This is a genomic window from Novipirellula galeiformis (assembly GCF_007860095.1).
GTDB lineage: Bacteria > Planctomycetota > Planctomycetia > Pirellulales > Pirellulaceae > Novipirellula > Novipirellula galeiformis.
This window is the reverse complement of sequence record NZ_SJPT01000024.1, coordinates 1-4,449: the sequence shown is the minus strand read 5'-3', so window position 1 is coordinate 4,449 and position 4,449 is coordinate 1. Positions and strand designations below refer to the sequence as shown.

General features: G+C 60.2%; 4 protein-coding genes. All 4 read right to left on the bottom strand.

Going from position 1 to position 4,449, the window contains the following annotated elements:
* Nucleotides 1-380: 380 nt before the first annotated feature.
* The gene (locus tag Pla52o_RS26490; protein WP_231612687.1) at nucleotides 381-1,652 is read right to left on the bottom strand and encodes an MFS transporter; all 1,272 of its coding nucleotides are present in this window, start codon (nucleotides 1,650-1,652) and stop codon (nucleotides 381-383) included.
* Nucleotides 1,653-1,730: 78 nt separating this feature from the next.
* Complete coding sequence (locus Pla52o_RS26485; protein WP_146597652.1) at nucleotides 1,731-2,651, bottom strand: dihydrodipicolinate synthase family protein; 921 nt, start codon at nucleotides 2,649-2,651, stop codon at nucleotides 1,731-1,733.
* Nucleotides 2,635-4,029, bottom strand: a complete 1,395-nt coding sequence (locus tag Pla52o_RS26480; protein WP_146597651.1) for an alkaline ceramidase — start codon at nucleotides 4,027-4,029, stop codon at nucleotides 2,635-2,637. Before Pla52o_RS26480 ends, Pla52o_RS26485 begins: the two co-directional genes overlap by 17 nt.
* The gene (locus Pla52o_RS26475; RefSeq protein ID WP_197169560.1) at nucleotides 4,029-4,259 is read right to left on the bottom strand and encodes a hypothetical protein; all 231 of its coding nucleotides are present in this window, start codon (nucleotides 4,257-4,259) and stop codon (nucleotides 4,029-4,031) included. The genes Pla52o_RS26480 and Pla52o_RS26475 overlap by 1 nt, the downstream gene beginning before the upstream one ends.
* Nucleotides 4,260-4,449: the final 190 nt, after the last annotated feature.

Sequence of the window (4,449 nt, the reverse complement as noted above, 5' to 3'; positions counted from 1 at the left end):
TGCTCACCCGCGCGGATTAGCTTGCCCGCGTCCCTCTTTTTAGCTCTCGAGCGTCGCAAAGAGTCGCCGATAGATCAAGGTGCGTAGCATCGGCCCGATTTCGCTTGATCTCGAGCGAGATCCCCCGCGATCGACGATGGTTTCGGTCGTGGCAACCGTGAAGCTGTGCCGAGCGTCTACAGCTAGTCCGCTCTCGTTACTCACGCATGCCCCCACAAGATGCTCTGTCCCCATTTGCCCCCACAAGGTGCTCTGTCCCCGTTAGCCCAAGGTGCTCTGTCCCCGTTGGTCTCCCGCTGGTCTTTGGCCCTGTCCCCTTGGCCCTTCCGTCCCCTTGGCCCTTCCTCTTGCCAACCGAAGCACGCGGTAGGGTCAGCGTGTTAAGCGATCGTCTCCGGAGCCGGCTCGGGTGGTGGAGGTGAGGAGCGACCGTGGGGAGCGACAAGTGCCCAGCAGACGCCGCCGACGAGATAGATGCCCGCAAACAATAGCAACACAAGGTTCCAGTTGGCGGTCCATTCGAACAGCATCCCGACCAAGACGGGACAGGCGGCTGCGGCGAGGTTGCCGCACATGTTGACGAGTCCCATCAGCTGCGGAACCTTTGTTCCCCCCAAATCGATCGTCGATGCAAACGTCGGCGGCCCCGCAAGCGCTGCGAAGAATGAGCCCAGGGAGAGCAATGCGATCGCCAACGAAACGTCGCTGACAGCCCACGCGCTGAGTACCAAAATGCCGCACATGCAGAGCGCTATCGATCCCATCCCGCTACGGCTCAGTCGCTGCGATCCGGTCCGACGCCAGATCCAATCGGTGATGATTCCTCCCGACAAACTGCCGGTCAATGTGCCGCAGAGGACCAGACTTTGCAAGAAGCCCGACGTTTCGATCGAGACGCCGCGCGTGGCCTGCAAAAACGTCGGGAACCAACTGGCGAAGAACATATATCCCGAAGCCCGGCAGATCTGTTGACCGCACAAAAAGACGATCGCGGAGATCCGCGGCGGGCCCAATGCGCCCTGACGTTCACCGACGGGAGCATGGGTGCCGTCGGATCGCTGCGTCTTGTGAGCATGGATCAACTGCAATTCTTCGGCGCTCACCTTCTCCATTTCTTCGGGACGATCGCGAAACGAGATCGCAAATCCGGTGGCCCAGGCGATGCCGGGGAGTGAAAACAGAATGAAGACCCATCGCCAGTCGATCGATTGCAGCAGCACGCCGGTTAGACCGCTGGCGGTGATCGCGCCGACCTGCATCCCAGCGCATAAGATTCCACAAGCTAACGTTCGCCGGGACATCGGAAACCAATGCCCGATCGAATTGCAAGCCGCTGGAAAGATGCCCGCTTGGGAAATGCCCATGACCAATTGAGCGGCGATCAACAGGCCAAACCCCGGGGCGATGCCAAGGGCAAACGCCGCGATCGACCATCCGATGGCAAACAGCGTCAACGCGACACGGGTTCCTCGACGCTGCGCGAACCAACCGCAGGGGACTTGGAATAAGGCATAGCTCCAGAAGAACGCCCCCAGAAACCATCCCGATTGCTGCAGCGTAAGGCCGAGATCCTCGCGAACGGAACTCTCCGCCACGCCGATCGCATTGCGACACAGATAGGCCAGCCCCGCCGCGATGGCCAGCCAGGACATCGTGCGATAGCGGATTGTAGTAGTAGGCTGCTGCAGCATATTAGGTAGGCCGTCGGGGAGGAGGGATTCGATCGTGGGCTATATCGCGTCTTGGAGTCGATCGAACAGTCGGTCGACTTCTGCAGCCGTTTGGGCATCGAGAGTCCAGCCGACCGGTTGGCGCTGCACCGTATTCTTGAAGATCCCACGGCGAACCAGCAAATGTTTTTCGATCGCCAAAAAACCATCGAGTCCGGCCGACAGTTGCAACGCGCCGATCCCGCTGATCGGCAGCGAAAGCTGATAGATCCGGTCGTCGTCTTTCGCTTCCAGGGCGTTCCAGAGGGCAACGATCCCGTCCAACAGATCGGTGCCGGGCATCGTGCCGACGATGCCGCGTCGGTAGCAATCGACGAGGTTGATGCCGCCAGAGCCTTCAAAAATCTGCGCCTTCCCATCGGTCGCATCACGCAACCGGGAGAGGTTCGGTCCCAGCGGGCTCGCTTCGGGTTTGAACAGAATCCGCTCGGCACCAAATTGTTTTAACCACTCTCCGTAGACACCGATGTCGATCACCGCCCCGACGTAGCCCGAAGCGTCTTGAACCACCAATGGGATCGAGATGCTGGCGGCGATCGCTGCGAAGTAGTCGCGAGTGGCGGCGTTGCTGAGGCCCGTCGAGATCGGCGGGATTGCCATCACCGCTGACGCACCCACCGATTCGGCATGCTGGGCCAGTTCGACAGCGACGGGAGTGCTCTCGGCACCAATGCTGATCACCGACGTTCCGCGTCCCTGGGATGCTGTGCAAACATGTTCGGCCAGTTCACGGCGGCCTGATTCGCTGAGCCGTAAGATTTCGCTGACCATCGCCACAACAACTCCATCGGCTCCTGTGTCGAAAGCCCATTGGATCTCGCGGTCAAGTGTCTCGAAATCGAAGTCCCCCTGCTCGGTGAAAGGAGTTTGTAAGACAGGAAGCACGCCGCGCAGCATCGGTTCGCTAGCGGAGGATGTCATCGATTTCCTGGGTTAGAGATTCTAGAGTCGCTTCCAGGCAACCACGGTCGAATGGGGTTTGCCAAACAGGATAGACATCTTTGTCGTACAGATCAGCCCGGGGGAGGTAACCGATCGTGCCATTGATCAGATTCATGCAGATGATCGCGTTGTTGGGAAATCGCTTTCGCAGTTCGCGCTGCAACATCGAATAGGATTCGCAACAGCTGCCGACCAGTACGGCGTCACCCATCCGCCAGATGTACAGCGGCAACGGGTACGTCTTGCCATCGCCCAAACGGAGTCGGACATCGCGGCGGCGCAGCAGCCGTTCCTTCAGGGTGCGGTCGGTACAGGCGATCCGCTGTGCTTCGAATTCCGCCGCCGATGGCCAGTCTTTCAACGGCAGATCGACCGAGGATTCGACGGCCGCGATCTTTTCAGAGGCCTTCCGCGGCTGGTGTCGCCATTTTGCTAACGGTGCTCCCGATGTAACGGCTCCTTCGAAGGCCAGCTGCGTCCCGGCGGGCTCCATCCCCGCGAGGGTCGATAGCGCGGCATATCCCAATTCGCGACCGTGCCGATCGGCGACCGCAGTGTCGCCGACATATTGATAACGGGGTGCTTGATCGCCGCAGGCTCCCAGTAAAAAGACTGCGGGAGCACCTGTCGCTTGCTGGATCGTCTCGCGCATCGCGCCGATGTAATCGGGCGAGATCGCCGTGTTTTCCCAAGCCAGCGTGGTCGGGTGACAGGCGTAGTTGACGATCGTTGCTCGCAAGTTCCCCTGCGCGTCGGTGACTCGCCCCAACAGCAGCGTTCCATCGGCCTGCCCCTCGGGAGCGAAGCCGCACAAAAAGCGATCGCTTTCCGATTCGGGATCGGGCAAATCGCGGGTCGTTGCAAGTCCGCAGTGCCCGGTGTGCCATTCCAACGTCGCTTCGCTGGCATCGGCGAGGGCTTGGCGGACGGTGGCGACAGCGGTTTCCAGAACCGAATCGAGCCACGGTTTGGTCAGCTCCATTCCAGGCAGCGGATCGGCCGATTCCAGCAGCGGCGGGCCGGCGTGGGTGTGCGTCAACGCGAAGATCATTTGTGAACTGTCGAGCGCAAACTCTTCCAACAACCGCTGTTTAAACCGGGGGAAGAGTTCCGGCGTTCGCCACCAGCCGAGGTCGGCATCGATCAGTACCAACGGCGACTCGCCCGACAGCGACGCGATCGTCGTGGCGGTCAGCGTCAACGAGCGGTGGATCGAATCGGCCACATCGTGCGCCGCAGCGCCCCAACTGCGAGAATAGATCCCGACCGGTGGCGTGATGTCGTTAAGAGCGATCCCGATGCGTCCATGAAACGCAGCGTGGTGGAAGGTGGGAACTGTCTCGGTCGAATCACTCATTACCAATCTCCTACGGCGCCGTCGGAATAAAAGACCCGTTGCGGCAGTTCTTGCTGGAACGGATGTTTGCGGATTTCATCTTCGTCAACAGTAACGCCCAATCCCGGTTCGGTGCCGGGCGTGACGGTCCGCGTTGCTTCATCGACGACGCAGCTCACTTGAACGACATCGCGTCGCCAAGGGACATCTTGATGGACCGCTTCGCAAATAATGTAGCATGCTTGGAGCATGCATGGGGACAGAGCCCAATGCTCGGGGGTTGACTTCGGATTAGGTGGGGCGAACGATTGAACGTTGGCCAGTTACCCTGTTGCTGCTGCCGTTTTGCGAGGTGTGATCGTGGCTCGTCTGACACGCTCGGAAGTCTTTGATCCCGGTGAAATTGCGATCGCCCACATCTGTAGCCGGACCGTGCGGCGA